Here is a 24009-nt window from a genome sequence, read left to right as displayed (position 1 = left end):
GGTTTCGCCAGCACGACCCGCGAACCGAACTGCCCGCCGGCACGACGCGCACAACCTACATTTTGCGGCATCTCACACCGTTCCTGCGGTGAGAGGTGTCGCGAAGTGTATGCGCTGCGACTCACGGGCCGATTCGTTCGTCGCGCTGCGCGCGTCGTCACTGACAATGTGCCGCACAGCCTCAGGCTCGCAACCCCGCAGACCACCGTCGGTGAATACACTTCGGGCGGGCATCCTGTGTGGATGCCCGCCCGAAGTGGTCGGCGGCTGCTCCTATCGCGCGGAGCAGTTCAGCCGGAGGATGTGTTACTTCTCCTCGGCAGCCTCGGTGGACTCTTCAGCAGTCTCGGCCTCGGCCTCGACCGGAGCCTCCTCGACGACATCAGCGTCGGCCTCGACGACCTCGGCCTCAGCCGGTGCCTCTTCGGCCTCTGCCGGAGCCTCGTCCGCGGCAGGAGCCGCAGCGGCGGTGGCCTGCTCGGCTTCCTTCACGGTCGCCTGCTTCGGCGAGTAGGGCTCGAGGACCAGTTCGATGACGGCCATCGGCGCATTGTCGCCGGGGCGCGGACCGATCTTCGTGATCCGGGTATAGCCGCCGGGACGCTCGGCCATGGTCTCGGCGATCGAGGTGAAGAGCTCGTGCACGATCGACTTGTCGGTGATCTGGCCGAGCACGCGACGACGTGAGGCCAGGTCACCCTTCTTGGCGTTCGTGATCATCCGCTCGGCGACCGGACGCAGGCGCTTGGCCTTGGTCACGGTCGTGGTGATCTGCTTGTGCTCGAACAGCTGAGCTGCCATGTTGTTGAGCATCAGGCGCTCGTGTGTGGGCGATCCGCCGAGGCGGGGACCCTTGGTTGGGGTTGGCATGGTGAGTTACTCCTAGGTCTTGATCAGTACTGTTCGTCTTCGACGTAGGACTGGTCCTCATCAACGAGACCGGCTTCGAATCCGGCAGGACTGTCCTTGAGGCTGAGGCCGAGCTCGTTGAGCTTCGCCTTGACCTCGTCGATCGACTTCGAACCAAAGTTGCGGATATCCATCAGGTCGGCTTCGCTGCGAGCAACGAGCTCACCGACGGTGTGGATGCCCTCACGCTTGAGGCAGTTGTAGGAGCGCACGGTCAGGTCGAGATCTTCGATGGCCAGCGCCAGGTCAGCGGCCAGGGCCGCGTCCACAGGCGAGGGTCCGATCTCGATGCCTTCGGCTTCGACGTTGAGCTCTCGAGCCAGGCCGAAGAGCTCGACCAGGGTCTTACCCGCCGATGCGATGGCATCGCGCGGGGTCATCGAGGGCTTGGTCTCGACGTCGAGGACGAGGCGGTCGAAGTCGGTGCGCTGTTCGACACGCGTGGCTTCGACCTTGTAGGTGACCTTGAGAACCGGGGAGTAGATCGAATCGACCGGGATCCGGCCGATTTCTGCATCCGCGTTCTTGTTCTGGGCGCTCGACACATATCCGCGTCCGCGTTCGATGGTCAGTTCCATATCCAGACGACCTTCACCATTCAGCGTGGCGATGTGCAGATCCGGATTGTGGATCTCGACCCCGGCGGGAGCAGAGACGTCGGCAGCGGTCACAGTTCCGGGACCCTGCTTGCGCAGGTAGGCCACCACCGGTTCGTCGAATTCGGACGACACGACCAGGGACTTCAGGTTGAGGATGAACTCGGTGACATCCTCCTTCACTCCCGGAACGGTGCTGAACTCGTGGAGAACTCCGTCGATCCGGATGGACGTGACTGCGGCACCGGGAATCGAGGACAGCAGGGTCCGACGAAGCGAGTTGCCGAGGGTGTAGCCGAATCCGGGCTCGAGCGGTTCGATGGCGAACCGTGAGCGGTTATCGGAGACGACTTCTTCCGTGAGCGTTGGGCGCTGTGCAATGAGCACGTGGGCTTCCTTTCAGCGAACATCCGCTATATGACGTTCGCACTGCACGTCATGGCTTCAGGCCATGAAGAACGGTTCGGGTTATCTGGGAATCCGTTCTGCGACCGATGTCGGATTGCGATCCGACATCCGTTGCAGTTTCAGGATCAGCCGCGACGGCGCTTGGGGGGACGGCAGCCGTTGAATGGGACCGGGGTGACATCCTGGATGGTGCCCAGTTCCAGACCGGCGGCCTGCAGCGAACGGATCGCGGTCTCGCGGCCCGAGCCCGGGCCCTTGACGAACACGTCGACCTTCTTCAGGCCGTGTTCCTGCGCCCGACGAGCGGCCGATTCGGCAGCCATCTGAGCGGCGTACGGGGTCGACTTGCGCGACCCCTTGAAGCCGACCTCACCTGAGGAGGCCCAGGAGATGACAGCACCTGACGGGTCGGTGATCGACACGATGGTGTTGTTGAAGGTTGATTTGATGTGGGCCTGGCCGGCGACGATATTCTTCTTCAGCTTGCGGCGAGGCTTGCGCGCTGTTGCGGCGCGTGACTTGGGAGGCATATGTCCTTACTCCTGATCGAGGCGGTTGGTCCTAGCCAACCGAGTGAGCGTGTTACTTCTTCTTACCGGCCACGGTGCGCTTGGGCCCCTTGCGGGTACGCGCATTCGTCTTGGTCCGCTGTCCGCGAACCGGCAGACCGCGGCGGTGACGCAGGCCTTCGTAGCTTCCGATTTCGACCTTGCGGCGAATATCAGCGGCCACCTCACGACGGAGGTCACCCTCAACCTGGAATGTGCCCTCGATGTAGTCACGCAGCTGGACGAGCTCTGCGTCGCTCAAGTCCTTCACACGGGTATCAGGGCTGATTCCCGTTTCGGTCAGGGTCTGGCGCGCACGGGTGCGGCCCACACCATAGATGTATGTCAAGGCGACCTCCACGCGCTTTTCACGCGGGATGTCGACTCCGGCAAGTCGTGCCATAGGTACGTATCTCCTGTTGTTGTTTCGGAGGTGCTGATGCAAACCTGTCCCTGGTCCCCCAAGGTCTCCGGCCCCCGACCGGAGGTGTCGTCCTGCGATTCACAGCCCGGAAATTCAGACTTCCCGACCGCTCATCCGCAGATGGCGAGGTTTGCGCGGGTGTGGTGCTGCTTGAGACTCCCGGAGGAGCCTCGATCTGCTGAAAGAGCTGCTCAGCCCTGACGCTGCTTGTGGCGCGGGTTGGAGCAGATGACGATGACCCGACCGTGACGGCGGGTAATCTGGCAGTTTTCGCAGATCTTCTTGACGCTGGGCTTAACCTTCATCGTTTTTCCTTCTTTCGGTCCTTGCCCCCGAGGGGAGCAAGACGCGAATGATCGAAGATCCTTACTTGTACCGGTAAACGATTCGTCCGCGCGAGAGGTCATATGGAGACAGCTCCACGATGACCCGGTCCTCGGGAAGGATGCGGATGTAATGCTGACGCATCTTTCCGGAGATGTGCGCCAACACTTTGTGCCCGTTGCTCAGCTCGACCCGAAACGATGCGTTCGGCAGAGCCTCGACAACGGTCCCTTCGATCTCAATGACCCCTTCTTTTCTGGCCATATCGTTCGCTAACCTCGTATTCCCGCGATACCTTCGCGTTCGACGTAATCGTGTATCACCGACTCGCGTCGGCGACCCCTTGGACTGCAGCCCTCGTCACCACATGAAAAGGAGTGGATGGCAGAAGCCGCCCACATCCGAAAAAGGGTGAGTTGAGTGAGAACAGACCAATCATCAATCTTACACTACGGTCGATGGATCTTCCACACGGTGCTCGCTTCACAGCGTGAAGTCACTTACAATCCCTCCTTCGCCGAGGCGGCCCCGCCCTGGGCAGGTCCAGGACGGGTCAGAGAGCGGCGCGGTCCCCTCCCCTGCCGCAGCCTCCTCGAGCCCGAACGCAGGCGAGCCGGGAACGGTGGGGTTCCGTTCCCGGCTCGCTCACTGCTCACTCATCCGCCGCCTCCTTTCGAGGGGAGGTCGCACTGCGGATCATTCGTCAGTGCGCAGCGGTCTTTCGCCTCGAAGCGCGATAGACGAGTCCACCGGCCGTGAGCAGGGCGAGTGCTGCGGCGATCAGCGGCAGCAGTTCGGCGCCGGTGCGAGGCAGGTGCCCGCCTCCGTTGCCGCTGCCGTTGTTGTCCTGTCCGTCTGCAGACCCGTCGGACGAACCGCCGTTCGACCCGGCAGTCGCTCCATCCGAGCCTCCGTCATCGGATCCGCCGCCCTTCGGGTCGTCGTCCTTTCCGTCCTTGCTGCCGTCATCGCTCTTACCTTCGTCGTCGTCCACAACCGTCAACGTGGTGTTCGCGGCGGTCTTGCCGTCGGCGTCGAGGACCTGGACGACATATGTGCCGGGCTTGGCGGCCTTGGGCACGGTCACCTCGGCGGTGGCGTTTCCACCGTTGTCGGTGCTCAGCGTGCCGAACGTGCCTCCGGTCTCGAACTCCACGGTGTAGGACTGCTCGGATCCGAGATGCTTGACCTTCGCCTGCACCTTGTCACCGGCGTGGACAGTGTCTTTCGAGAGGGTGAAGTCGTCGGCGCGGAAGGTGTCCATCTTGCACCGGTTGGGCAGGGTGATGGTCTCGTCCCTGTCGTCGACAGCGGTGTCGGGCTTGGGCAGCTTCGGCCCGAAGTCACCGAGCTTGGGCAGGGTGCCCTTCGTCAGGAACCCGTTGACTGTCGCGTCCGTGCATGCCTTGTTCTCATCTCCGGACATATATGAGGTGTGCGAGGCACCTGAGACCGAGAGCAGGCTGCCGTCGATCGTGCGGGCCAGCTTCACTCCCGCGGCATACGGTGTCGCGGAGTCGTGCGAGGTGGACACCACAAGGACGTTCGGCACCGCCGTCAGGTGCTTCGGCTTGGGCAGGGTGCCCTTGAACTTCCAGAAGTCGCAGTAGTCGTAGACTCCGGGAGAGACCGATGCCGATTGGAACGGACCTGCCTCGTCGTAGCGCTTGGCGAGGTCGCGCAGCTCCTTGATGTCCGGCTTCTTGCCGAAGCTGTTCTCATCGGTGCAGCGGATATTGGTGAAGGCCTGCAGCATCGGGTCGTAGTGGCCCTCTGCGTCGCGTTCGTTGTAACTGTCGGCCAGCTGCATGAGCACTCCCGCGGAGTCTCCCGCTTTCAGCTCAGCCAGCCCCAGTGCCAGATCCGGCCACAGGGATTCGGAGTACAGCGCCTGGATGACACCGGTGCGCGCGTCGCCGAATGTGACGTCGCGGTCATCGCCGTCGATGCCGGTCGGCACCGGATCGCCTTCCAGGGATCGGAGGATGTTCTGGTTCGCCTTCGTCAGAGCATCCCGATCGTCGATTCCGTCGCCGAGGGCGCAGGTGAAAGTCTCATCTGCCAAGCTCTCGAGGTGCTTGGGGAATTCGATTCCCGGGTAGGTTTCGGCCCAGGTCCTGCCGTCGGCGCCCTTGGCCGAGCAGTCGAGTGCGAACTGTTCGAAGGTGCCTTGGAAGCCGGCGATCTGCTTGACGGAGTCGTCTTCGTCCTCTTCGGCGTCTTGGGCCTTGACGACCTTACCGCTGGCGTCGAGATAGGTCTGCGGGTCCTTGTTGATGTCCTTCAGTGCCTTATAGGCTTCGACGTTGCCCGGGTCCACGGCCCCGTCGAGGACGAGTCGCCCGACGTTCTGCGGGAACTTCTGAGCGTAGACGTAGCCGAGCCGCGTGCCATACGAGAAGCCGATGTAGTCGAGTTTCTCGTCCTGGCTGGTCGAGCGGATGAGGTCGAGGTCGCCCACGGCATCCCAGGTGCCGAGGTGCTTCATCAGGTTCTCCTGGCCGTCCTCGCCCAGGTCGAACAGTTTCCCGGTGTTCTCGATGCAGTCGTTGGCATAGCGTTCGTACTGCTCGTTCAGCAGGTCTTCTGCCTCGTCACGGTCACCGGCCCACGCGTCTTCGGCACGGTCGGCGTCGAGCTGCTCATCCGTCGAGCACTGCGAGAACGGCATCGAGCCGCCGGTGCCGCGTGGGTCGAACCCCACGAGGTCGAAGCTCGCGGCGAGGTCGGGTTCGCTGATGGCTCCAGCCACGCCCATCGTCATGCCGGATCCGCCGGGTCCGCCAGGGTTCCAGGCCACGGTTCCCTGAGACTTCGTCTTCTCGAACTTGCCGTCGACGACCTTGCCGGAGGGAACCTTCATCATGGCGATGGCGATGTTGCCGGCTTTCGGATTCTTCGCATCGATGGGCGCGATGACGTAGCCGCATTCAGGTGTGCGTCCGATCTGCGAGGTGTAGTCGCGGTAGCCGAGCTTCTGGCAGTTATCACCGGAAAGATCGACGGTCTGGTTGTAGTACTTCTGCAGCCCCGGGGGAATGTTTCCGGCGCCTGTGCCGCCGCCCTTGGGATCGGGGATCTTGTACGTGCCGTCGTCCTGACCGAAGAGTTCCTTGGCCAGCTCCGGGTAGAACTCGTCGAGGTCGGCATCGGCCGCGTCCTCTTCGTCTTCGGAAGGCGACTTCTCATCGGGAGTCTCGGACTCATCCTCTGCCCCTTCACTGGCTGCAGTGGATTCGGTGGGCTCGGGCGTCGGGTCGGGATCTTTCGAATCCGTCTCGTCGGGGTCGCTGACCGTGAAGTCGTCGCTGCTCTTGAGGTTGTCGTCGGTCTTGACGATGTAGGTACCGGGTTCCAGTGCGGACCCGTCGAGTTCGGTGTCGAGCTCGTCGCCTCCGGTGGCCAGTTCGGTCTCCGTGCCCTTGACGGTCTCGTTGTTCGAGGCGTGCACGATCTTCAGGCCGGTCCCGGCCTCCGCGCTCAGCGTTACGGGAACGACGAGCCGAGGCGAGGCCTCGACCTCTTTGTCGATGCCGAGTGTGATTTCGAAATTCTGCTTGTCGCTGTCAGCGGGCTGAACCGAAGACTCGGTGGTGGACGTCTGTGATGCGGCGGACTCCGGAGTGGGTGCGGCGAAGGCGGATGAGCCCCCGGCCAGCAGCAGGGAAGCGCCGATGATCGACGCTCCCAGAACACGCGAAGACCCCTTGAATGTGATTCGGGTCATAACGACTACAGTAACGTACAGATAACGTTCAGAGATTTTTCATACTCTTCGTTATCGTTTCGTTATTTGAGGCCATGGCCCATCCGGGACCGGCACCAGATCATCGTCCATGACAGCACAAGTCAGAGGCCACCTCGGCGAGCGGATATCGACTGCTACCGTGGGCACTGCGCCGGGGAATCCTGCGCAGTCGAACCGTGACCGACGATCACATGATCGTGACCATCGAAGGAGAATGAGCGTGCTGGATCTCGACGCCATCACCCAGGAGTCCCTCATCGCCAAGGGAGGCCGCAAGTGGTCGACCTTCCCCGGGTCGATCGGTGCCTTCATCGCCGAGATGGACTTCGGTGTCGCTCCCGCCGTCCGGCAGGCCCTGCGCGAGATCGATGAGCGCGATCTCTACGGCTATGCACCTTACGCTCTCACTGCGGATCTCAAGTCCGCGACCGCGGACTTCTGTCTCGACCGCTACGGCTGGCAGATCCCCACCGATCACATCGAACCGGCCAGCGACGTCATCGCCGCCTTCGTCGGCGTCCTCACTCATCTCACCCCGGTCGACACTCCGATCGTACTGCCCACGCCCGCCTATATGCCGTTCTTCGACGTCGCGAAGGTCACCGGCCGCGAGCTCATCGAGGTGCCGATGCTGCGGTCGGAGACCGGCTGGTCGATGGATCTCGACGCCATCGCCGACGCGCTGACCCCCGGGGCCACTCTCGTCCTGTGCAATCCCCACAATCCGATCGGCAAGGTCTACACCGAATCCGAGCTCCTCGCCCTCGCCGAGGTGGTCGAGTCCGCAGGTGCGCGCGTGTTCTCCGATGAGATCCATGCCCCTGTCGTCTACGATCCCGCGCGCCACACCCCGTACGCCACCCTCACCGACGCGACCGCGGCCCACACCACCACCGCGACCGCAGCGTCGAAGGCCTTCAACATCCCCGGCCTCAAATGTGCCCAACTCATCCTCACCTCGGCCGAGGACCGCCAGACTTGGGCGCAGAAGGGCCAGTTCGTCTCCGGTGCCGCATCGAACCCGGGAATCCTGGCGACCACGGCTGCGTACAACAGCTCACGGGACTGGCTTGCCGACATCACCGGCTACCTCAAGGGCAACCGTGACATGCTCACGGATCTCGTCTCCACCCTCCTGCCGAACGCCGCATATTTCCAGCCCGAGGGCACCTACCTTGCCTGGCTGGATCTGCGCGGGTACGGCCTCGAGACAGACCTGGCCAAACACATCGAATCCCGCGCCGAGGTGGCCGTGACCGAGGGGCGTCTGTGCGGCGCGGTCGGAGCCGGTCACATCCGGGTCAACTTCGCGCTCCCCCGCCCTCTCCTCTCCGAGGCGATCGAGAGGATCGCCCGGAACCTCTGACCCAGGCAGGGTCTCCCCCGACGACCGGCACAGCGCCGCTGGCGAATCGTCCGCCGGCGGCGCTGCACCGACAGACCGTTCAGGCGGTCTGGAGGTCTGGAGGTCTGGCAGTCAGGCCGTCAGTCCTCGGGCATCCATTCGATGAGGTCGAACGAGGAGCGGGAACCGGCGATCTCACGGATCTGCTGATCGAATCTCAGGTAGTACTCGAGGTTGCAGCGACTCATCAGCTCCCTGCAGCGCGTCGCCGGCTGAGCGACGTCGACCAGAGTCGGAGGAAGCAGCGGCTGGGACATCACCATCCGCGCGACATCGAAGTACAGGTCGAAGAACGCGGCCAGACCGAGTTCGGGACACCCAGCACCCGGCTGACTGCCGTCCAGACTCAGCTCGTTCATTCGCGCCTCGAGGCGTGGGAGCCGGGCACCGGCATCCTCGAGCCCGAAGGCCAGTGAGGTCATCCGCTTCGCCGCGTCCAGATCCGCCGGAGTGAGTTCTCCGAATTCGATCCAGCCGGGGAGTTCGATCTCCGGCAGCAAAGTGACGAGATCGGACGAACGGTCGGCCAGCCCGATGAGAATCCCCGGACGCAGCTGACGATAGCCGAGCTGATCTGCAACATAGCGGAAACGATCACGGACGGTCCTCGCACTCTCAGGAATCGAATAGAGAACCGAGTGGAAGAGTCCCTGGTATTCCGGAGTCTCGCGCTGACCGCCGATGTCGCGGAAACCCGTGAGAAGGTGTTCACCGAGTCGGTACACGCTTACGCGACCGACCCGACTGCTCTCAAGCAGACCGCGCTGGACCATGCGTACGAGCTGATTGTGCACGCTCGAGGTCGAATACCCGTGCTCGGCGAGAATGCCGACGATGATGGGACCAGACAGTGCGCGAGCACGCAGGCACCCGAAAGCGGACACGACATCGAAGGTGATCCGCGTCATTCGATAGCGATCACCCACATCTGCCCGACGTTTCGGGACATCGTGGACACCCTTCATGGCCAGATCCTAACGTGAAAACACAAGGATCGGTGCCGAACCGGCCGAGTTGGACTCAACTGGATGAGGAGCTGCGACATGGATGACGACAATTTCGCACGCGAACAGCGGGCTTATCAGATGGCCCGCACATCGGGCCTGCTGGCCGGTGCCATCGCGGCCTTCATCGCCTTCTGTGCCTTCGAACTGGCCGGTGCCGAGATCTCCGAGACCGCAACATGGATGTTCGCTCTCGCCCTGATGACGGCATCGGGCACATTCACGGCCGTCTACTTCGTCGGCAAGGCCTCATTGAAGAAGCAGTCGCTGACGACCTGATCGGCGCGAGCCGATCGGCCTCTCCCCTCAGGCGGCCGACGGAGGCACAGGCGTGACTCCGAAGGGCGCCAACCCGGACGCTCCCCCATCCTCGGCGGTGAGCACCCACACTCCCCCGTCGTGGCGAGCCACGCTGTGCTCCCAATGGCTCGCGCGTGAGCCGTCGGCGGTCACGACGGTCCAGTCGTCGGATAAGGTCACGGTCTCGGAACTGCCGTTGGTGAGCATGGGCTCGATCGCCAGGCACATCCCCGGACGGATCTTCGGTCCGTTCGACCTGGCCCGGTAGTTGAGCACATCGGGAGCCATATGCATGGCGGTGCCGATGCCGTGACCGGTGAACTCTTCGACGAGTCCGAGCTGCGGGTGCGCCTCGGTGACGTAGTCGTCGATGGCGTCCCCGATGTCGCTGACCTTCATTCCGGTGGCAAAGGCGGCGATTCCTGCCCACATGGCCGCCTCGGTGGCTGCGGACAGGTCCCGGTCGGCGGTCGTACCCGCCTCATCGCCGCCGACGATCATCGTGAACGCGGAGTCCCCGTGGAATCCCTCGACGATCGCGCCGCCGTCGATGGAGACGAGATCGCCGGTCCGAAGCACCTTCGAACCGGGGATGCCGTGGACGATCTCTTCGTTCACGGAGATGCACACGACAGCGGGAAATCCCTGGTAGCCCTTGAAATTCGACTGAGCCCCGGCCGCGTCGATGACGGCCTCGGCAGCGGCATCCACCTCGGCGGTGGTGGCTCCGGGAACAGCCGCGGACCGGGCAGCTGACAGCACTCGGAGTGTCAGCTGCCCGGCCCGATCCATGAGCTGGAGCTCCGCAGGAGACTTCAGCTCGATCCGTGGTCCGAAGATCATCGAATGGCGGAGAGGATGCGCTCAGTGATGGCGTCGACCTCGCCGAGGCCGTCGACCTGGCGCAGCAGTCCGCGGTCCCGATAGATATCGGTCAGGGGCTGCGTCTGCTCCGCATAGACGTCGAGGCGGTGACGGATGACGTCTTCGCTATCGTCGCTGCGACCTTCTGTCTGAGCGCGGGCGAGCAGACGGGCGACGACCTCGTCGGTATCGGCGGTGAGTTCGACGACGTGCTCGATCGCTTTGTCCTCTGTGGCGAGGATCCGGTCGAGTTCGTCGACCTGGGCGCTGGTGCGCGGGTATCCGTCGAGGAGGAAGCCCTCTGCCGCGTCTGCCTGGGACAGACGGTCGGCCACCATCGAGTTCGTGACCTCGTCGGGCACGTATTCGCCGGCATCCATGTAGCGCTTGGCCAGCTTGCCGAGCTCCGTCTCACCCTTGACGTTCGCGCGGAAGATGTCTCCGGTCGAGATGGCGGGAACACCGAGTGCCTCGGACAGGCGTGCGGCCTGTGTTCCCTTGCCGGCGCCGGGAGGGCCGATCAGAATGATGCGTGAACTCATAAGGTGTCCTTCCAATGGTTGTCCGCTGAACGTCAGCGTCCGGTCGTGATCAGCGCAGCAGTCCCTCATAGTGTCGCTGCTGCATCTGCGCGTCGATCTGCTTGACGGTCTCGAGTCCGACACCCACGACGATGAGCAGCGAGGTGCCGCCGAACGGGAAGTTCTGGTTGGCGTTGATGAGCACCAGAGCGATCAGCGGGATCAGAGCGACGAAGGCCAGGTAGAGCGAGCCGGGGAAGTTGATGCGGCTGAGCACGAAGCTCAGGTAGTCGGCGGTCGGTCGTCCCGCGCGGATGCCGGGAATGAAGCCGCCGTACTTCTTCATGTTGTCCGCGACCTCTTCGGGGTTGAAGGTGATCGCGACGTAGAAGTAGGCGAAGAAGATCGTCAGCAGCGCGTAGATGGTGATGTAGAGAGGATGGTCGCCCCGGGTCAGGTACGTGTTGATCCACTCGACCGCCTTCGACTCCGGGTCGAAGAACTGCGAGACGAGGCTCGGCAGGTAGAGGACCGAAGAGGCGAAGATGACCGGGATGACGCCGGCCATGTTCACCTTGATCGGAATGTAGGTCGAGGTGCCACCGAACATGCGACGGCCCACCATGCGCTTGGCGTACTGCACCGGGATTCGCCGCTGCGACTGTTCGACGAAGACGACGAGGGCGACGAGGACGAGACCGACGGCGAGGACGATGAGGAAGATGTCCACGCCCTGCTCGCGGAAGATCGCACCGAGCGAGGATGGGAAGGCCGCGGCAACCGAGGTGAAGATCAGCAGCGACATGCCGTTGCCGACACCGTGCTCGGTGATCTGCTCGCCCAGCCACATGATGAGGCCGGTGCCAGCGGTGAGGGTGACCACGAGGACCGCGATCCCCCACCAGGTGTCGTTGGCGATGAGGTCCTGGCAGCCTTCGACCTGTCCGAACAGCGCGCCGGAGCGGACAGTGGCGACGAGCGTCGTTGCGTTGAGGATCGCGAGACCGATGGTGAGGTAGCGCGTGTACTGGGTGAGCTTGGCCTGACCGGAGGCACCTTCCTTGTGCAGCGACTCGAAGCGCGGGATGACCACGCGCAGCAGCTGCACGATGATGCTCGCAGTGATGTAGGGCATGATGCCGAGGGCGAAGATCGACAGCTGCAGCAGAGCGCCGCCGCTGAAGAGGTTGATCATCGCGAATCCGCCCTCATTGAGCTGAGGCGAAGCCACGCACTGCTGCACTTGCTTGTAGTCGATGCCCGGGGAGGGAATGAACGAGCCGAGTCGGAAGATGACAAGAATGCCCAGGGTGAAGAGGAGCTTCTTCCTCAAGTCGGGCGTTCTGAAAGCCCTCCGGATTGCGCCGATCAAGCGTCCTCCTCGTTGGCGGATGAAAAGTCAGAGTCGTGGTCGCGACCTGGCGAATGGGAACAAATACCTGCAAAAGACTACCAGGATATGAGCGTCAGGCCGAAACCGACGACGGGTGGACGAAGGGTGCGCAGAGGGCTGTGCGTGGGCATGTGAGACGCCTGTGACGGTGCCTATGACGATGTCTGTGCCCCGCCTCGGTGCCGCTGCCGGAGCTGGCATGCAGAAGGGGGCGGTCACCTTTCGGTGACCGCCCCCTTGACCCGTTGCCCGGGACCCGCGCAGCGGGACCCGATCAGGCTACGGTGGTGCTTCCGCCTGCAGCAGTGATCTTCTCGGCTGCGGAGCCGGAGAACTTGTCTGCAGTGATGTTCAGGGCCACGGTGATCTCACCGGTACCGAGAACCTTGACGGGCTGCTTCGGACGCACAGCACCCTTGGCCACGAGGTCGGCGACGGTGACGTCTCCGCCCTCGGGGAACAGTGCCGACAGCTTGTCGAGATTGACAACCTGGAACGTCACCTTGGCGGGGTTCTTGAAACCACGCAGCTTCGGCAGACGCATGTGCATCGGGGTCTGGCCGCCCTCGAAGCCGGCAGGAACCTGGTAGCGGGCCTTCGTGCCCTTGGTTCCGCGACCGGCGGTCTTGCCCTTCGAACCCTCACCGCGACCCACGCGGGTCTTCGCGGTCTTGGCTCCCGGGGCCGGACGGAGATCGTGCAGCTTCAGCGAGTCGTTGTTCGACATATCAATCGACCTCTTCCACAGTCACGAGGTGACGCACGGTATTGATCATTCCCCGGATTTCGGGGCGATCTTCCTGCACCACGACGTCGTTGATCCGCTTGAGACCGAGCGAACGCAGCGTGTCGCGCTGGTTCTGACGGCCACCGATGGCGGACTTGCGCTGAGTAACCTTGAGCTTTGCCATCAGGACTTCGCCCCACTTTCAGCAGCTGCTCGCAGCAATGCGTGCGGAGCGACCTCGTCGACGGGGAGGCCACGGCGAGCCGCAACTTCCTCGGGACGTTCGAGGTTCTTCAGCGCAGTGATCGCAGCGTGCACGATGTTGATTGCGTTCGACGAACCCAGCGACTTCGACAGGATGTCCTGGACACCTGCGGCGTCGAGGACCGCACGGACGGGTCCGCCGGCGATGACACCGGTGCCGGGAGCAGCCGGACGCAGCAGGACGACTCCTGCGGCTTCCTCGCCCTGGACCGGGTGCGGGATGGTCTTCTGGATGCGCGGGACGCGGAAGAAGTTCTTCTTCGCCTCCTCGACACCCTTGGCGATGGCGGCAGGAACTTCCTTCGCCTTGCCGTATCCCATGCCGACCATGCCGTCGCCGTCTCCGACCACGACGAGAGCCGTGAACGAGAAACGACGTCCGCCCTTGACGACCTTGGACACGCGGTTGATCGTCACGACATGTTCGATGAACTGGTTCTTGTCGTCACGGTCATTGCGACCGCCGCGTCCACGGCCTTCACCGCGTCCACGACCCTGGCCGCCCTGTCCACCCTGGCCGCGGCCGCGGGAGGAACGGTCACCGCTGTTGTCATTGCGGGTCTCAGCAGTCGCCTGCTGATCCTTGTTCTCTTCAGTGCTCATAGGGCCAATCCTCCTTCACGGGCACCTTCGGCGATTGCCTGCACACGGCCGTGGTAGGCGTTGCCTCCACGGTCGAAGACGACGGCTTCGATACCGGCGTCCTTGGCGCGCTGGGCCACCAGCTCGCCCACCTTGCGGGCCTTGCCGGTCTTGTCGCCTTCGAATGTCCGCAGGTCGGCTTCCATAGTGGAGGCCGAGACCAGGGTCTTGCCGACGGTGTCGTCGATGACCTGGACGAAGACGTGGCGCGTGGAACGAGTCACTGAGAGGCGAGGGCGCTCGGCCGTTCCATTCACCTGCTTGCGCAGACGAACGTGACGACGCTTGCGGGCAGCAGCCCTGCCCTTGCCGTAGCTTTCCTTCTTGCCAAAGGCCATCTTTACTTACCAGCCTTTCCGACCTTGCGACGGACGTTTTCGCCGGCGTAGCGCACGCCCTTGCCCTTGTAGGGTTCAGGCTTGCGCAGCTTCCGGATGTTGGCAGCGGTCTCGCCGACCAGCTGCTTGTCGATTCCGTGGACAGCGACCTTCGTCTGGCCGTCGACGCTGAAGGAGATTCCCTCCGGCGGCTCGACGACGATGGGGTGGCTGTAGCCGAGGGCGAACTCGAGGTTCGATCCCTTGGCCAGGACACGGTAACCGGTTCCGACGATCTCGAGGCCCTTCGAGTAGCCTTCGGTCACACCGACGATCATGTTGTTGATGAGCGTGCGGGACAGTCCGTGCAGCGAACGCGATTCGCGCTCTTCGTCCGGACGGGCCACGGTGATGACACCGTCGTCGAGCGATACGGTGATCGGATCGGCGATGGTGACGGACAGCTCGCCCTTCGGTCCCTTGACGGCGACGTTCTGGCCGTCGACGTTGACCTCGACGCCGCTGGGAACGGAGATCGGGTTCTTGCCAATACGTGACATCTTCTTCTCTCCTTCCTTACCAGACGTAGGCGAGGACTTCCCCACCCACACCCTTCTTGGCGGCCTGTCGGTCCGTCAGGAGACCTGACGAAGTCGACAGAATGGCGATGCCGAGGCCACCGAGAACCTTGGGCAGGTTCGTGGACTTCGCGTAGACGCGCAGTCCCGGCTTCGACACACGGCGCAGACCGGCGATGGAACGTTCCCGGTTGGGTCCGAACTTGAGGTCCAGCATGAGGGTCTTTCCGACCTCGGCGTCTTCGACGCTCCAGTCGGTGATGTAACCCTCGGCCTTCAGGATCTCGGCGATGTTCGACTTGAGCTTCGAGAACGGCATGCTGACGTCCTCGTGGTAAGCCGAGTTGGCGTTGCGCAGACGCGTAAGCATGTCTGCGACTGGATCAGTCATTGTCATTTGGGCACTTGCCCTTCCTCGTTACGGTTTCCGCCCACATGTGCGTGCTTGGACCTGCAACGTAGAGATTATTTTGTCTTGAACGGGAACCCGAGGTGACGCAGCAGTGCACGTCCCTCATCGTCGGTCGTCGCCGTGGTCACCACGGTGATGTCCATGCCGCGGACACGGTCGATCTTGTCCTGATCGATCTCGTGGAACATCGACTGCTCGGTGAGACCGAAGGTGTAGTTGCCGTTTCCGTCGAACTGGCGGTCCGAGAGTCCGCGGAAGTCGCGGATACGCGGCAGAGCCAGGGTGATGACGCGGTCGATGAACTCCCACATCCGGGCTCCGCGCATGGTCACGTGGGCACCGATGGGCTGACCCTCGCGCAGCTTGAACTGAGCGATGGACTTGCGAGCCCGGGTCACGACCGGCTTCTGACCGGTGATCAGAGTGAGGTCGTTGATGGCACCTTCGATGAGCTTGGAGTCACGCGCGGCGTCACCCACACCCATGTTCACGACGACCTTGGTCAGTCCGGGAACCTGCATGGGGTTGGCGTAGCCGAATTCATCCTGCAGCTTCGCAACGATCTCTTCGCGGTAAACCTGCTTGAGACGCGGTGCGGGACGGCTGGTGGTTGTTTCCGTCATCAGATCTCCTCCCCGGTGCGACGCGAGTAGCGAACCCGAACGGTCTTGGTGCGACCGTCACGCTCGACGCTCTCCTCGCGGTATCCGACGCGGGTGGGCTTGTTGTCCTTGGGGTCAACGAGCGCCACGTTGGACACGTGGATGGGGGCTTCGTGAGTCTCACGGCCGCCGGCGGTGCCGCCGGCCTGAGTCTGCGTAGCCTTCTTGTGCTTGATCACGCGGTTGACGCCCTCAACGAGGACGCGGTTGCGTTCGGGGTAGACGGCAAGGACCTTGCCCTGCTTCCCGCGATCGCCGCCGCGTGAGGCCCGAGCGCCTGCGATCACCTGGACGAGGTCGCCCTTCTTGATCTTGAGCTTGTTCGCCATGTTCACAACACCTCCGGTGCCAGGGAGACGATCTTCATGAACTTCTTGTCGCGGAGTTCGCGTCCCACGGGTCCGAAGATACGGGTTCCGCGCGGCTCCCCTTCGTTCTTGAGGATGACAGCTGCATTCTCGTCGAACTTGATGTAGGAGCCGTCGGGACGACGGCGTTCCTTGGCGGTGCGGACGATGACGGCCTTGACCACATCGCCCTTCTTCACGTTTCCGCCGGGGATTGCGTCCTTGACGGTTGCCACGATGGTGTCACCGATCGAGGCGTAGCGCCGACCGGAGCCACCCAGGATCCTGATGGCCAGGATCTGCTTGGCGCCAGTGTTGTCGGCGACTTTGAGTCGCGACTCTTGCTGAATCACTATTTTCTCCTGTCGTCGCGCTGGTTCTCACACGCATGCATGAGCCTTGCGGAACGGATTCATTGACATTTCACCCCGTTCCCGGTAGCCGCCCGCGGCCTGCATCAGGCCGCGGGCGGGACCGGGTGGGAGGGGCGGCGTTGGCTACTTGGCGCGCTCGATGATCTCGGCGAGCCGCCAACGCTTCGCGGCCGAAAGGGGCCGCGTCTCGGCCACGAGGACGAAATCGCCGATTCCGGCGGTGTTCTCCTCATCGTGGACCTTGTACTTGACCGACTTGCGCATGACCTTGCCGTAGAGGCGGTGCTTCATGCGCTCCTCGACCTCGACGACGATGGTCTTGTCCATCTTGTCGGATACAACGTAGCCACGTGCGGTCTTGCGGGTGTTGCGCTCCGCAGCATTGGCCTCAGTGTTCGTGGTCTCCGCCATCACTTGCCCTCTTCCTTAGCATCAGCGGGGTTCGGCCGGATGTCCAGCTCCCGCTCGTTGAGCACGGTGTAGATACGAGCGATGTCGCGACGCACGGCCTTGAGGCGACCGTGGCTCTCCAGCTGACCGGTGGCCGACTGGAAACGCAGGTTGAACAGCTCGGCCTTGGCCTTCTTGAGCTCTTCGAGCAGACGCTCGTTGTCGAAACCGTCCAGTGCGTCGATGGAAAGGTTCTTCGAACCGATTGCCATTCTCACTCACCACCTTCGCGGGCCACGATGCGGGCCTTCAGCGGAAGCTTGTGGATCGCCAGGCGCAGGGCCTCACGAGCAACTTCCTCGGACACACCGGCGAGTTCGAACATAACCCGACCCGGCTTGACATTGGCAACCCACCACTCGGGCGAACCCTTACCGGAACCCATGCGGGTCTCGGCAGGCTTCTTCGTCAGGGGGTTGTCGGGGTAGATGTTGATCCACACCTTGCCGCCGCGCTTGATGTAGCGGGTCATGGCAATACGTGCGGCCTCGATCTGCCGGTTGGTGACGTAGGCGGGCTCGAGAGCCTGGATGCCGTAGTCACCGAAGGACACCGTCGTGCCTCCCTTGGCGGCGCCGCCCCGACGGGGGTGGTGCTGCTTGCGGAATTTCACTCGACGAGGGATCAACATGTCTCAGCCCTCCGATCCGGCCTCAGCCGCGGGGGCTTCGGCGTTGTTCTCTGTGGTACGGGCCTGGTCGCCGCGGCGCGGAGCGCCTTCCTGACCACGTCCGCGGCCGCCACGTCCGCGCCCACGGCCACGCGGGCCACGAGCAGCAGGAGCCTTGGCCTGCTCGGCGGCAAGCTCCTTGTCGGTCATGTCGCCCTTGTAGATCCACACCTTGACGCCGATGCGTCCGAAGGTGGTGTGGGCTTCGTGGAAACCGAAATCGATGTTCGCACGCAGGGTGTGCAGGGGCACACGTCCTTCGCGGTAGAACTCGGAACGGCTCATCTCAGCACCGCCGAGGCGGCCCGAGCACTGCACGCGGATGCCCTTGGCACCTGCACGCTGAGCGCTCTGGATCGCCTTGCGCATCGCGCGGCGGAAGGCCACGCGGCTGGCGAGCTGCTCGGCAACACCCTGCGCGACGAGCTGTGCGTCGACCTCGGGGTTCTTCACCTCAAGGATGTTGAGCTGAATCTGCTTGCCGGTGAGCTTCTCGAGCTGACCGCGGATGCGATCGGCTTCGGCTCCGCGACGTCCGATGACGATGCCCGGACGAGCGGTGTGGATGTCGACACGGACACGGTCACGCGTGCGCTCGATGTTGATCTTCGAGATGCCGGCCCGTTCGAGGCCGGTGTTCATCATCTGGCGGATCTTGACATCTTCGAGCACGTAGTCCTTGTAGCGCTGCCCCGGCTTGGTCGAGTCAGCGAACCACTTCGACTTGTGGTCCGTGGTGATTCCGAGTCGGAATCCGTTCGGATTGATCTTCTGGCCCATTAGCGGTTCCCCTTCCGGCTCTTGCGCTGAGGCAGGTCGTCACCGCTGGCCAGGACCACGGTCACGTGGCTGGTGCGCTTCTCAATGCGAAACGCACGACCCTGGGCACGCGGACGGAACCGCTTCATGGTCGGCCCCTCGTCCACGAATGCTTCGGAGATGACCAGTTCGTTCTCGTCGAACGCAACGCCTTCCTCGTCGGCCCGGACACGCGCATTGGCGATGCCGGAGGCCACGAGCTTGTAAATCGGATCTGATGCCGACTGTTCTGCAAACTTCAACACTGCAAGTGCTTCGGTCGCCTGCTGACCACGAATGAGGTCGACGACGCGCCGAGCCTTGCGAGGCGTAACGCGCAGGTAACGCGCCTTAGCCTTGGCTTCCATCGCTTCCTTCTCTCTTATCTAGGATCGTAAGGGTGCCCCGCCTCAGCGGCGGCGACCCTTGCGATCGTCCTTTTCGTGGCCACGGAACGTCCGTGTCGGTGCGAACTCGCCGAGCTTGTGTCCGACCATCGACTCAGTGATGAAGACGGGGACATGCTTGCGTCCGTCATGTACTGCGATGGTGTGTCCCAGGAAGTCCGGGATGATCATCGAGCGACGAGACCAGGTTTTGATGACATTTTTGGTGTTCTTCTCGTTCTGACGAGCGACCTTCTGGTACAGGTGTTCGTCGACGAAAGGACCCTTTTTGAGGCTACGAGGCATAAGTCAGTACTCCAATCAGCGCTTCTTGCCGGTCCGGCGACGGCGCACGATGTACTTGTCGCTCTCTTTGTTCGGCCGGCGTGTGCGGCCCTCTGGCTGACCCCACGGGCTGACCGGGTGACGACCACCCGAAGTACGGCCCTCGCCACCGCCGTGCGGGTGGTCGATCGGGTTCATCACGACACCGCGGACGGTCGGGCGCTTGCCCTTCCAACGCATGCGGCCTGCCTTGCCCCAGCTGATGTTCGACTGCTCGGCGTTGCCGACCTCGCCGACGGTTGCACGGCAGCGCGCGTCGACGTTGCGGATCTCGCCCGAAGGCATCCGCAGCTGCGCGAACCGACCGTACTTGGCCACCAGCTGCACGGAGGATCCGGCGGAGCGGGCGATCTTGGCACCGCCGCCGGGACGCATCTCGACAGCGTGCACAACGGTACCGACTGGGATGTTGCGCAGGGCAAGGTTGTTGCCCGGCTTGATGTCTGCACCCGGTCCGGCCTCGACCTGCGCACCCTGCTTGAGGTTGTGCGGGGCGATGATGTAGCGCTTCTCTCCGTCTGCGTAGTGCAGCAGAGCGATGCGAGCCGTGCGGTTCGGGTCATATTCGATGTGCGCGACCTTCGCCGGAACGCCATCTTTGTCATGGCGGCGGAAGTCGATGACACGGTACTGACGCTTGTGACCGCCACCCTGGTGGCGAGTGGTCACGCGTCCCTGACTGTTGCGTCCGCCGCGCTTGGGCAGCGGGCGCAGAAGCGACTTCTCCGGTGTAGACCGGGTCACTTCGACGAAGTCGGCGACCGACGAGCCACGGCGGCCCGGGGTCGTCGGCTTGTGCTTACGGATTCCCATGAGTCTTTTCCTTCTTTGACGAAGGATCGCTTAGAGCGATCCACCGAAGATGTCGATCGATCCGTCCTTGAGGGCGACGATGGCACGCTTGGTGTCCTTGCGCTTCCCCCAACCGGTGCGGGTGCGTCGGCGCTTGCCCTGACGGTTCAGGGTGTTGACCTTGGCGACCTGCACATCGAAGATCGATTCAATGGCGTGCTTGATCTCGGTTTTGTTCGAGTTCTGATCGACGAGGAAGGTGTATTTGCCCTCGTCCATCAGGCTGTAGGTCTTCTCCGAGACGACCGGAGCGACGATGATGTCGCGCGGGTCCTTGAAGTTCAGACTCATGATGCGTCCTCCGATTTGCGGTTGCCGCTCAGGAACGACTGCAGAGCTGCCTCGGTGAACACGATGTCATCGGCGAGCAGCACATCGTAGGTGTTGAGCTGATCGGAGGTGAGCACGTGGACGTGGGGCAGGTTGCGCACGCTCAGGTAGGTGAGCTCGTCGTCGCGGTCGAGCACCACGAGGGTGTTCTTGCGGTCGGACAGGCCGGCCAGTGCGGCCTTCGCCTGCTTGGTCGACGGCGTGTCGCCGGTGACCAGGTTCTTCATCACGAAGACCTGATCCAGACGTGCACGATCAGACAGAGCACCGCGCAGAGCAGCGGCCTTCATCTTCTTGGGGGTCCGCTGCGAGTAGTCGCGCGGGACCGGTCCGTGCACGATTCCGCCGCCGTTGTACTGGGGAGCGCGGATCGAACCCTGACGGGCGTTGCCGGTTCCCTTCTGGCGGTAGGGCTTGCGACCGCCGCCGCGAACCTCGGAGCGGGTCTTCGTCTTGTGCGTACCCTGACGGGCCGCAGCCAGCTGCGCAACGACGACCTGGTGGATCAGCGGCACGTTGGCGGGCACGCCGAAGATCTCGGCGGGCAGGTCAACGGAACCGGCCTTGGCACCGGCGGCGTCGATGACGTCGACTGTCTTGACATCAGTCATTTCGTTCAGGCCTCCTTCACGGCCGAGCGAACGAGGACGACTCCACCCTTGGGGCCGGGAACGGCGCCCTTGATGAGCAGGAAGTTGTTCTCGCTGTCCACGGCGTGGATCGTGAGGTTCTGGGTCGTGTGCTTGACAGCGCCCATACGGCCGGCCATGCGCATGCCCTTGAACACGCGGCCCGGGGTCGCGGCTCCGCCGATCGACCCTGGCTTGCGGTGGTTGCGGTGCTGACCGTGGGAGGCACCGACACCGGAGAAGCCGTGACGCTTCATAACACCCGCGGTTCCCTTACCCTTGGTCTTCGCGGTCACATCGACCTTGATTCCGGCGTCGAACGTGTCGACTCCGAGTTCCTGGCCGAGCGCGTAGTCAGCAGCGTCTGCAGTGCGCAGCTCGACGAGGTGACGGCGCGGGGTCACGCCGGCCTTCTCGAAGTGGCCTGCGGTCGGCTTGTTGACCTTGCGAGGATCGATCTCGCCGAACGCGATCTGCACAGCGGGGTAACCATCGGTTTCCTCGTTGCGGATCTGCGTGACGACATTGTTTCCGGTGGCCACAACGGTCACCGGCACGAGGTTGTTCTGCTCATCCCAGACCTGGGTCATGCCCAGCTTGGTTCCCAGAAGGCCCTTGACCTTGCGGGTGGTCGGGAGAGCGGATGAACGAGTGTTCGCCATTGCTGCCTCCCTTAGAGCTTGATCTCGATGTTGACGTCGTCGGCGAGGTCGAGTCGCATGAGCGAATCGACGGCCTTCGGCGTCGGATCGACGATGTCGATCAGACGCTTGTGCGTGCGCATTTCGAAATGCTCACGGCTGTCTTTGTACTTGTGCGGCGAACGGATGACGCAGTACACGTTCTTCTCCGTCGGCAACGGCACGGGGCCCACAACAGTCGCGCCAGCGCGAGTGACGGTGTCCACGATCTTGCGTGCGGCACTGTCGATCACAGCGTGGTCGTACGACTTGAGCCGGATGCGGATCTTCTGTCCCGCCATGGCGTCGTCTCTTTCTTCAGTAACTTCCGGCCATCAACCTGCAGGGCATCTGGGATGTCTGCGGTCTGTGCCGGCTGACCATGACCGACCCCCGAGGTCGGGCGTGTCGGCTGATCCTGGCGGAGAAATTCTCACTTCTCACCTGAACGCCGACGGCGCTTCTACTCATTGGCTGCTCGGTCCGAACCCGCTTGATGCAGATTCATCGATCCGATAGTGTTCCGGGCTGTTCGCGGTATCGCTACCGCAGTGCAGGGGTCAACGCCCAAAACGCAACTTCACCATCTTGTCATATAGCACTTCACGCGCGCAATTCCAGGACTGTCTCCTGTGAGCGATCTCTCAGACCCACGCGCAGGCGCCACTCCCCCGGACATCGCGCGGCACACCTCCCCTGATTCTCATGTCACTGTCTATTGAAAATGCACGCGTGCTGATTTTCATCACCCCGCGTGCATTTTCAATAGACAGTGGGCGCGCCAGCCTCCGGCAGGCATACCTCCGGGCGGGCACCTCCCCGAAATACACCGAGGGCCGCAACCCTCGAAAGGATTGCGGCCCTCGGTTCTGGTACTCAGTGAGTCAGATCAGGCAACGATCTTGGTGACTCGACCGGCGCCGACGGTGCGGCCGCCCTCGCGGATAGCGAAGCGGAGGCCGTCCTCCATGGCGATCGGCTGGATGAGCTCGACCGACATGTCGGTGTTGTCGCCGGGCATGACCATCTCGGTGCCCTCGGGCAGCGTGATGACGCCGGTGACGTCCGTGGTCCGGAAGTAGAACTGCGGACGGTAGTTCGAGTAGAACGGGTTGTGACGTCCGCCCTCGTCCTTGCTCAGGATGTAGACCTGGGCTTCGAACTTGGTGTGCGGGGTGATCGAACCCGGCTTCACGATGACCTGACCGCGCTCCACGTCTTCGCGCTTGGTGCCGCGAAGAAGCAGACCGACGTTCTCACCTGCACGGGCATCCGGCAGGGTCTTGCGGAACATCTCGATGGCGGTGACGGTCGTCTTGGACGACTTCTCCTTGATGCCGACAATCTCGATTTCGTCGTTCGGCAGCAGGACGCCGCGCTCGACACGACCGGTGACGACGGTTCCACGACCGGTGATCGTGAAGACGTCCTCGACGGGCATGAGGAACGGCTTGTCGACATCGCGCTCCGGCTCCGGAACGTTGTCGTCGACGGCGGCCATGAGTTCCTGGACGCTCTTGACCCACTTCTCGTCGCCTTCGAGGGCCTTGAGAGCGGACACCTGGACGACGGGAGCGTTGTCGCCGTCGAACTCCTGGCTCGAGAGCAGGTCGCGGACCTCGAATTCGACGAGCTCGAGGAGCTCTTCGTCTTCGACCATGTCGGACTTGTTCAGAGCCACGACGATGTAGGGGACGCCGACCTGACGAGCGAGCAGCACGTGCTCACGGGTCTGAGGCATCGGACCATCGGTGGCGGCAACGACGAGGATGGCGCCGTCCATCTGTGCAGCACCGGTGATCATGTTCTTCACGTAGTCGGCGTGACCCGGGGCATCGACGTGAGCGTAGTGACGCTTCTCCGTCTGGTACTCAACGTGCGAGACGTTGATGGTGATGCCGCGCTCCTTCTCCTCAGGTGCGTTGTCCACCTGGTCGAAGGCGCGAGCCTCGTTGAGATCCGGGTACTGATCCGCCAGGACCTTGGTGATCGCGGCGGTCAGGGTGGTCTTTCCGTGGTCAACGTGGCCGATGGTGCCGATGTTGACGTGCGGCTTAGTCCGTTCGAAACTAGCCTTTGCCACTGGGTTCCTCCTCGTGGTT

Annotated in this window: 34 protein-coding genes; 2 read left to right on the top strand and 32 right to left on the bottom strand. The window is 63.1% G+C overall.

Annotated features, from left to right (window positions below; genetic code table 11):
- Window positions 1-306 precede the first annotated feature (306 nt).
- From rplQ to HK401_RS11850, 7 genes are all read right to left on the bottom strand, one after another.
- Complete coding sequence (gene rplQ, locus HK401_RS11880; protein ID WP_181274846.1) at window positions 307-870, bottom strand: 50S ribosomal protein L17; 564 nt, start codon at window positions 868-870, stop codon at window positions 307-309.
- A gap of 23 nt (window positions 871-893) precedes the next feature.
- Window positions 894-1892 (bottom strand): DNA-directed RNA polymerase subunit alpha, encoded by a 999-nt coding sequence (locus HK401_RS11875; RefSeq protein ID WP_025777903.1) that lies wholly within the window; start codon window positions 1890-1892, stop codon window positions 894-896.
- A gap of 146 nt (window positions 1893-2038) precedes the next feature.
- Window positions 2039-2443: a 30S ribosomal protein S11 gene (gene rpsK / locus HK401_RS11870; protein ID WP_166970679.1), complete on the bottom strand. Its 405-nt coding sequence runs from the start codon at window positions 2441-2443 to the stop codon at window positions 2039-2041.
- A 52-nt stretch (window positions 2444-2495) separates the two neighbouring features.
- Window positions 2496-2864, bottom strand: a complete 369-nt coding sequence (gene rpsM, locus HK401_RS11865) for a 30S ribosomal protein S13 (protein ID WP_025777905.1) — start codon at window positions 2862-2864, stop codon at window positions 2496-2498.
- Between the two features lie 212 nt (window positions 2865-3076).
- Window positions 3077-3190, bottom strand: coding sequence for a 50S ribosomal protein L36 (gene rpmJ / locus HK401_RS11860; protein WP_009884960.1), 114 nt, complete (start codon window positions 3188-3190; stop codon window positions 3077-3079).
- A gap of 61 nt (window positions 3191-3251) precedes the next feature.
- Window positions 3252-3473, bottom strand: coding sequence for a translation initiation factor IF-1 (gene infA, locus HK401_RS11855; RefSeq protein WP_181274845.1), 222 nt, complete (start codon window positions 3471-3473; stop codon window positions 3252-3254).
- A gap of 439 nt (window positions 3474-3912) precedes the next feature.
- Window positions 3913-6936: an alpha/beta fold hydrolase gene (locus tag HK401_RS11850; RefSeq protein WP_181274844.1), complete on the bottom strand. Its 3024-nt coding sequence runs from the start codon at window positions 6934-6936 to the stop codon at window positions 3913-3915.
- Between the two features lie 235 nt (window positions 6937-7171).
- On the opposite strand from HK401_RS11850, the gene HK401_RS11845 reads away from it, so the two are divergent.
- On the top strand, window positions 7172-8323 hold the full coding sequence (locus HK401_RS11845; protein ID WP_219921880.1) for a MalY/PatB family protein: 1152 nt from the start codon (window positions 7172-7174) through the stop codon (window positions 8321-8323).
- A gap of 119 nt (window positions 8324-8442) precedes the next feature.
- Here HK401_RS11845 and HK401_RS11840 read toward each other — a convergent pair whose 3' ends face one another.
- On the bottom strand, window positions 8443-9327 hold the full coding sequence (locus HK401_RS11840) for a PaaX family transcriptional regulator (protein ID WP_181274843.1): 885 nt from the start codon (window positions 9325-9327) through the stop codon (window positions 8443-8445).
- A gap of 78 nt (window positions 9328-9405) precedes the next feature.
- On the opposite strand from HK401_RS11840, the gene HK401_RS11835 reads away from it, so the two are divergent.
- Entirely contained in the window at window positions 9406-9645 is a 240-nt protein-coding gene (locus HK401_RS11835; RefSeq protein WP_181274842.1) for a hypothetical protein, read from the top strand.
- Window positions 9646-9672: 27 nt separating this feature from the next.
- Here HK401_RS11835 and map read toward each other — a convergent pair whose 3' ends face one another.
- From map to tuf, 24 genes are all read right to left on the bottom strand, one after another.
- Entirely contained in the window at window positions 9673-10509 is an 837-nt protein-coding gene (map, locus tag HK401_RS11830) for a type I methionyl aminopeptidase (RefSeq protein ID WP_181274841.1), read from the bottom strand.
- Window positions 10506-11072, bottom strand: a complete 567-nt coding sequence (locus HK401_RS11825) for an adenylate kinase (RefSeq protein ID WP_181274840.1) — start codon at window positions 11070-11072, stop codon at window positions 10506-10508. Before HK401_RS11825 ends, map begins: the two co-directional genes overlap by 4 nt.
- 49 nt (window positions 11073-11121) lie before the next feature.
- Window positions 11122-12423, bottom strand: a complete 1302-nt coding sequence (gene secY / locus HK401_RS11820) for a preprotein translocase subunit SecY (protein WP_181274839.1) — start codon at window positions 12421-12423, stop codon at window positions 11122-11124.
- A gap of 295 nt (window positions 12424-12718) precedes the next feature.
- Window positions 12719-13171 carry a 50S ribosomal protein L15 gene (gene rplO, locus HK401_RS11815; protein ID WP_210604980.1) on the bottom strand — a complete coding sequence of 151 codons (453 nt, stop codon included), beginning with the start codon at window positions 13169-13171 and terminating at the stop codon, window positions 12719-12721.
- Between the two features lies 1 nt (window position 13172).
- A complete protein-coding gene (gene rpmD, locus HK401_RS11810; RefSeq protein WP_166970667.1) occupies window positions 13173-13355 on the bottom strand; it encodes a 50S ribosomal protein L30 in 183 nt (60 codons plus the stop codon).
- A complete protein-coding gene (gene rpsE, locus HK401_RS11805) occupies window positions 13355-14038 on the bottom strand; it encodes a 30S ribosomal protein S5 (RefSeq protein WP_219921879.1) in 684 nt (227 codons plus the stop codon). The genes rpmD and rpsE overlap by 1 nt, the downstream gene beginning before the upstream one ends.
- On the bottom strand, window positions 14035-14415 hold the full coding sequence (rplR, locus tag HK401_RS11800; protein ID WP_181274838.1) for a 50S ribosomal protein L18: 381 nt from the start codon (window positions 14413-14415) through the stop codon (window positions 14035-14037). The genes rpsE and rplR overlap by 4 nt, the downstream gene beginning before the upstream one ends.
- 2 nt (window positions 14416-14417) lie before the next feature.
- Window positions 14418-14954: a 50S ribosomal protein L6 gene (gene rplF / locus HK401_RS11795; protein WP_181274837.1), complete on the bottom strand. Its 537-nt coding sequence runs from the start codon at window positions 14952-14954 to the stop codon at window positions 14418-14420.
- A gap of 16 nt (window positions 14955-14970) precedes the next feature.
- On the bottom strand, window positions 14971-15369 hold the full coding sequence (gene rpsH, locus HK401_RS11790) for a 30S ribosomal protein S8 (RefSeq protein ID WP_181274836.1): 399 nt from the start codon (window positions 15367-15369) through the stop codon (window positions 14971-14973).
- 68 nt (window positions 15370-15437) lie between these two features.
- Window positions 15438-16007, bottom strand: a complete 570-nt coding sequence (rplE, locus tag HK401_RS11785; RefSeq protein WP_166970659.1) for a 50S ribosomal protein L5 — start codon at window positions 16005-16007, stop codon at window positions 15438-15440.
- Window positions 16007-16375: a 50S ribosomal protein L24 gene (rplX, locus tag HK401_RS11780; RefSeq protein ID WP_166970657.1), complete on the bottom strand. Its 369-nt coding sequence runs from the start codon at window positions 16373-16375 to the stop codon at window positions 16007-16009. Before rplX ends, rplE begins: the two co-directional genes overlap by 1 nt.
- Window positions 16376-16377: 2 nt before the next feature.
- A complete protein-coding gene (rplN, locus tag HK401_RS11775; protein ID WP_166970655.1) occupies window positions 16378-16746 on the bottom strand; it encodes a 50S ribosomal protein L14 in 369 nt (122 codons plus the stop codon).
- 144 nt (window positions 16747-16890) lie between these two features.
- The gene (gene rpsQ, locus HK401_RS11770; RefSeq protein WP_166970653.1) at window positions 16891-17178 is read right to left on the bottom strand and encodes a 30S ribosomal protein S17; all 288 of its coding nucleotides are present in this window, start codon (window positions 17176-17178) and stop codon (window positions 16891-16893) included.
- A complete protein-coding gene (gene rpmC, locus HK401_RS11765; protein ID WP_135537474.1) occupies window positions 17178-17429 on the bottom strand; it encodes a 50S ribosomal protein L29 in 252 nt (83 codons plus the stop codon). The genes rpsQ and rpmC overlap by 1 nt, the downstream gene beginning before the upstream one ends.
- A gap of 2 nt (window positions 17430-17431) precedes the next feature.
- Window positions 17432-17848 carry a 50S ribosomal protein L16 gene (rplP, locus tag HK401_RS11760; RefSeq protein ID WP_166970651.1) on the bottom strand — a complete coding sequence of 139 codons (417 nt, stop codon included), beginning with the start codon at window positions 17846-17848 and terminating at the stop codon, window positions 17432-17434.
- 3 nt (window positions 17849-17851) lie between these two features.
- Window positions 17852-18667 carry a 30S ribosomal protein S3 gene (gene rpsC, locus HK401_RS11755; protein WP_181274835.1) on the bottom strand — a complete coding sequence of 272 codons (816 nt, stop codon included), beginning with the start codon at window positions 18665-18667 and terminating at the stop codon, window positions 17852-17854.
- Entirely contained in the window at window positions 18667-19053 is a 387-nt protein-coding gene (rplV, locus tag HK401_RS11750) for a 50S ribosomal protein L22 (RefSeq protein WP_166970647.1), read from the bottom strand. The genes rpsC and rplV overlap by 1 nt, the downstream gene beginning before the upstream one ends.
- 42 nt (window positions 19054-19095) lie before the next feature.
- The gene (gene rpsS, locus HK401_RS11745; protein WP_135537125.1) at window positions 19096-19377 is read right to left on the bottom strand and encodes a 30S ribosomal protein S19; all 282 of its coding nucleotides are present in this window, start codon (window positions 19375-19377) and stop codon (window positions 19096-19098) included.
- 15 nt (window positions 19378-19392) lie between these two features.
- A complete protein-coding gene (gene rplB, locus HK401_RS11740; protein WP_166970645.1) occupies window positions 19393-20229 on the bottom strand; it encodes a 50S ribosomal protein L2 in 837 nt (278 codons plus the stop codon).
- 30 nt (window positions 20230-20259) lie between these two features.
- The gene (gene rplW, locus HK401_RS11735) at window positions 20260-20559 is read right to left on the bottom strand and encodes a 50S ribosomal protein L23 (RefSeq protein WP_181274834.1); all 300 of its coding nucleotides are present in this window, start codon (window positions 20557-20559) and stop codon (window positions 20260-20262) included.
- Window positions 20556-21209: a 50S ribosomal protein L4 gene (gene rplD, locus HK401_RS11730; RefSeq protein ID WP_166970641.1), complete on the bottom strand. Its 654-nt coding sequence runs from the start codon at window positions 21207-21209 to the stop codon at window positions 20556-20558. Before rplD ends, rplW begins: the two co-directional genes overlap by 4 nt.
- 5 nt (window positions 21210-21214) lie before the next feature.
- Window positions 21215-21889: a 50S ribosomal protein L3 gene (gene rplC / locus HK401_RS11725; RefSeq protein WP_166970639.1), complete on the bottom strand. Its 675-nt coding sequence runs from the start codon at window positions 21887-21889 to the stop codon at window positions 21215-21217.
- An 11-nt stretch (window positions 21890-21900) separates the two neighbouring features.
- Window positions 21901-22209, bottom strand: a complete 309-nt coding sequence (gene rpsJ / locus HK401_RS11720) for a 30S ribosomal protein S10 (protein ID WP_009379191.1) — start codon at window positions 22207-22209, stop codon at window positions 21901-21903.
- A 587-nt stretch (window positions 22210-22796) separates the two neighbouring features.
- Window positions 22797-23990, bottom strand: coding sequence for an elongation factor Tu (gene tuf, locus HK401_RS11715; protein ID WP_181274833.1), 1194 nt, complete (start codon window positions 23988-23990; stop codon window positions 22797-22799).
- Window positions 23991-24009: the final 19 nt, after the last annotated feature.

The organism is Brevibacterium oceani (assembly GCF_013623835.1).
In the GTDB taxonomy this organism is placed as follows: domain Bacteria; phylum Actinomycetota; class Actinomycetes; order Actinomycetales; family Brevibacteriaceae; genus Brevibacterium; species Brevibacterium oceani.
Note: the sequence above shows the minus strand (reverse complement) of the source record. Positions and strands in the feature narration are given on the sequence as shown.

What these genes read in the sequence shown, in the direction of transcription:
- map (WP_181274841.1), bottom strand. Translation starts at nt 10,509, where the DNA reads ATGATCTTCGGACCACGGATCGAGCTGAAGTCTCCTGCGGAGCTCCAG.
- rplP (WP_166970651.1), bottom strand. Translation starts at nt 17,848, where the DNA reads ATGTTGATCCCTCGTCGAGTGAAATTCCGCAAGCAGCACCACCCCCGT.
- rplX (WP_166970657.1), bottom strand. Translation starts at nt 16,375, where the DNA reads ATGGCGAACAAGCTCAAGATCAAGAAGGGCGACCTCGTCCAGGTGATC.
- rplQ (WP_181274846.1), bottom strand. Translation starts at nt 870, where the DNA reads ATGCCAACCCCAACCAAGGGTCCCCGCCTCGGCGGATCGCCCACACAC.
- rplW (WP_181274834.1), bottom strand. Translation starts at nt 20,559, where the DNA reads ATGAGTCTGAACTTCAAGGACCCGCGCGACATCATCGTCGCTCCGGTC.
- rpsS (WP_135537125.1), bottom strand. Translation starts at nt 19,377, where the DNA reads ATGCCTCGTAGCCTCAAAAAGGGTCCTTTCGTCGACGAACACCTGTAC.
- HK401_RS11850 (WP_181274844.1), bottom strand. Translation starts at nt 6,936, where the DNA reads ATGACCCGAATCACATTCAAGGGGTCTTCGCGTGTTCTGGGAGCGTCG.
- rplF (WP_181274837.1), bottom strand. Translation starts at nt 14,954, where the DNA reads ATGTCACGTATTGGCAAGAACCCGATCTCCGTTCCCAGCGGCGTCGAG.
- HK401_RS11840 (WP_181274843.1), bottom strand. Translation starts at nt 9,327, where the DNA reads ATGAAGGGTGTCCACGATGTCCCGAAACGTCGGGCAGATGTGGGTGAT.
- rpmD (WP_166970667.1), bottom strand. Translation starts at nt 13,355, where the DNA reads ATGGCAAAGCTCAAGGTTACTCAGCGCAAGTCCGCCATCGGTGGCCGT.
- rplR (WP_181274838.1), bottom strand. Translation starts at nt 14,415, where the DNA reads ATGGCCTTTGGCAAGAAGGAAAGCTACGGCAAGGGCAGGGCTGCTGCC.
- HK401_RS11835 (WP_181274842.1), top strand. Translation starts at nt 9,406, where the DNA reads ATGGATGACGACAATTTCGCACGCGAACAGCGGGCTTATCAGATGGCC.
- rpmC (WP_135537474.1), bottom strand. Translation starts at nt 17,429, where the DNA reads ATGGCAATCGGTTCGAAGAACCTTTCCATCGACGCACTGGACGGTTTC.
- rplB (WP_166970645.1), bottom strand. Translation starts at nt 20,229, where the DNA reads ATGGGAATCCGTAAGCACAAGCCGACGACCCCGGGCCGCCGTGGCTCG.
- HK401_RS11845 (WP_219921880.1), top strand. Translation starts at nt 7,172, where the DNA reads ATGAGCGTGCTGGATCTCGACGCCATCACCCAGGAGTCCCTCATCGCC.
- rpsQ (WP_166970653.1), bottom strand. Translation starts at nt 17,178, where the DNA reads ATGGCGGAGACCACGAACACTGAGGCCAATGCTGCGGAGCGCAACACC.
- rplE (WP_166970659.1), bottom strand. Translation starts at nt 16,007, where the DNA reads ATGACGGAAACAACCACCAGCCGTCCCGCACCGCGTCTCAAGCAGGTT.
- rpmJ (WP_009884960.1), bottom strand. Translation starts at nt 3,190, where the DNA reads ATGAAGGTTAAGCCCAGCGTCAAGAAGATCTGCGAAAACTGCCAGATT.
- rpsH (WP_181274836.1), bottom strand. Translation starts at nt 15,369, where the DNA reads ATGACAATGACTGATCCAGTCGCAGACATGCTTACGCGTCTGCGCAAC.
- rplC (WP_166970639.1), bottom strand. Translation starts at nt 21,889, where the DNA reads ATGGCGAACACTCGTTCATCCGCTCTCCCGACCACCCGCAAGGTCAAG.
- rpsM (WP_025777905.1), bottom strand. Translation starts at nt 2,864, where the DNA reads ATGGCACGACTTGCCGGAGTCGACATCCCGCGTGAAAAGCGCGTGGAG.
- rplV (WP_166970647.1), bottom strand. Translation starts at nt 19,053, where the DNA reads ATGGAAGCCAAGGCTAAGGCGCGTTACCTGCGCGTTACGCCTCGCAAG.
- rplO (WP_210604980.1), bottom strand. Translation starts at nt 13,171, where the DNA reads ATGTCGAACAACGACTCGCTGAAGCTGCACGATCTCCGTCCGGCCCCG.
- rplD (WP_166970641.1), bottom strand. Translation starts at nt 21,209, where the DNA reads ATGACTGATGTCAAGACAGTCGACGTCATCGACGCCGCCGGTGCCAAG.
- HK401_RS11825 (WP_181274840.1), bottom strand. Translation starts at nt 11,072, where the DNA reads ATGAGTTCACGCATCATTCTGATCGGCCCTCCCGGCGCCGGCAAGGGA.
- rpsJ (WP_009379191.1), bottom strand. Translation starts at nt 22,209, where the DNA reads ATGGCGGGACAGAAGATCCGCATCCGGCTCAAGTCGTACGACCACGCT.
- infA (WP_181274845.1), bottom strand. Translation starts at nt 3,473, where the DNA reads ATGGCCAGAAAAGAAGGGGTCATTGAGATCGAAGGGACCGTTGTCGAG.
- rpsE (WP_219921879.1), bottom strand. Translation starts at nt 14,038, where the DNA reads ATGAGCACTGAAGAGAACAAGGATCAGCAGGCGACTGCTGAGACCCGC.
- rpsC (WP_181274835.1), bottom strand. Translation starts at nt 18,667, where the DNA reads ATGGGCCAGAAGATCAATCCGAACGGATTCCGACTCGGAATCACCACG.
- rpsK (WP_166970679.1), bottom strand. Translation starts at nt 2,443, where the DNA reads ATGCCTCCCAAGTCACGCGCCGCAACAGCGCGCAAGCCTCGCCGCAAG.